This is a genomic window from Candidatus Infernicultor aquiphilus, from assembly GCF_002784285.1.
GTDB classification, from domain to species: Bacteria; Atribacterota; Phoenicimicrobiia; order Phoenicimicrobiales; family Phoenicimicrobiaceae; genus Infernicultor; species Infernicultor aquiphilus.
In genome coordinates this window covers 1-1,853 of the sequence record NZ_PFKO01000177.1, presented here as the reverse complement: position 1 = coordinate 1,853, position 1,853 = coordinate 1, and the positions used below count along the sequence as shown (strand labels likewise).

The 1,853-nt window shown below is 32.6% G+C and carries 1 protein-coding gene and 1 pseudogene; both read left to right on the top strand.

Translation table 11 applies throughout. The annotated features are described in order from the left end of the window. Positions 1-338: pseudogene (locus tag COZ07_RS04940) on the top strand (PHP domain-containing protein); the annotation flags it as partial. Positions 339-411: 73 nt separating this feature from the next. After that, the gene (locus COZ07_RS04935) at positions 412-1,755 is read left to right on the top strand and encodes an SDR family NAD(P)-dependent oxidoreductase (RefSeq protein ID WP_406607474.1); all 1,344 of its coding nucleotides are present in this window, start codon (positions 412-414) and stop codon (positions 1,753-1,755) included. Positions 1,756-1,853: the final 98 nt, after the last annotated feature.

Sequence of the window (1,853 nt, the reverse complement as noted above, 5' to 3'; positions counted from 1 at the left end):
GGAATACCTTCGCTCAACTGCAGCGATTACAAAGAATTTGCCGGAAATATGATTTAATGGAGATAAGCGGAGTGGATATAAATAGTTCTCGCCAATCTTTCCATTGTCCGATAATTCTAAAACCAGAATTCTCTAATTTGGTGGAAGCGACTTGGGCTTTAATAGCTCACCAGAAATTAGCTAATCATAATGAAAAATATGCTCTATTTAATAATTGCAATCCTTTGCTTAAGGGGAAATCATTAAGAGAAAAGATAAAGATATATGCTGAGATGGGGAGAAAGATAGATGCGAATAATCCAGGAAAGACAATAGAAAAGCTGTCCTTTAGTTTATAAAATTATATAATCAGTTAAGACGATAACTGATTTTAACTAATAATCTTACTCTAATAAGTAAAAGGTGGTAAATATGGAATATGAATCGATAATAAATATCCTCGCTCCTTTGTTACGAGGGTTAACTTTTGATGGAGAGAAAGGTAAAATTATATTTTTTACCGATAATCCAGAGAGAGTTGATTTTTTAGTTAAACCAAAAAATTATAATCGGCTGATGACTCAGAAAATAGATTTTTCGCCTTTATACTTAGATGATATTGGGGACATAAAAGATATCCAAAATAAAGACCAGGAGAACAAAATAGTTATTAAAACGATAGAAAGATTTAAAGAATATATCACCAAATATAAAAAAGAACCCCCGGCAGTTATTCTTAAGAATATTGGTCTATTTTTCTTAGGAAATACTTATGATGAATGTATAATTACTAGAAGAGATTACCCTGAATATTTAAAAGCTATTTTAATAAGTTTTGATTTCCCTGCGAAGGGTAATTTAATAGGGGAGAAAAAATCCTTATGGCAAAAAAATATCCAGTCTTTTCAGAAAATTCCCGAAGCTATTAGTAAGGAGAAGAAGGATAGAAATAAAGTAGTAAAAAATAAAATAGCGGTGGTTACCGGTGGGGCTCAAGGTTTTGGAGAAAGTATCGTCAGAGGATTGACAGAATTTGGCAGCTTAGTTTTTATAGCTGATCTAAATTTTAAAGGTGCCTCCGCTTTAGCTAAAGAACTTAATTCGTATTATAGAAGAACTACTGCCTTACCTATAAAAGTAGATGTCTCAGATGAAAAATCAGTTTCTCTTCTGGTTTCTAAGGTAATTAAAATGGCTGGAGGAATAGATATCTTCATCAGTAATGCGGGGGTATTAAGGGCTGGAAGTATTAAGGAAATGGATAGGGAAATATTTAATTTGGTAACCAAAGTAAATTATTTCGGTTATTTTTTATGTACAAAGTATGTCTCTAAAATTATGGCTTTTCAGAATAGACCCAATAATAAATATTATACGGACATTATTCAGATAAATTCTAAGTCTGGTTTAGCTGGATCGAATAAAAATAGTGCTTATGCCGGAAGTAAATTTGGAGGGATTGGACTAACTCAAAGTTTTGCCTTAGAACTTGTTCAAGACAACATTAAAGTGAATTCTATCTGTCCAGGTAATTTTTTTGAAGGTCCGCTTTGGTCTGATCCTAAAGCCGGTCTCTTTGTCCAATACTTGAAAACAAAAAAAGTTCCTCAGGCTCAAACCGTAGAGGAGGTCAAGAAATATTATGAATCGCAAGTCCCTATGCAAAGAGGTTGCACTGGTCAAGATGTAATGAAGGCCATTTTTTATATAATAGAACAAAAATACGAAACTGGACAAGCTATTCCGGTAACTGGCGGGCAAATAATGTTAAAGTAATATTATAATTTGAAGAACCATACCCTGGTGCAAATAAATAAGAGGTGGAAAATGAAAACAAAAGCAGTAAGACTATATGGTAAGAATGATTTAAGATT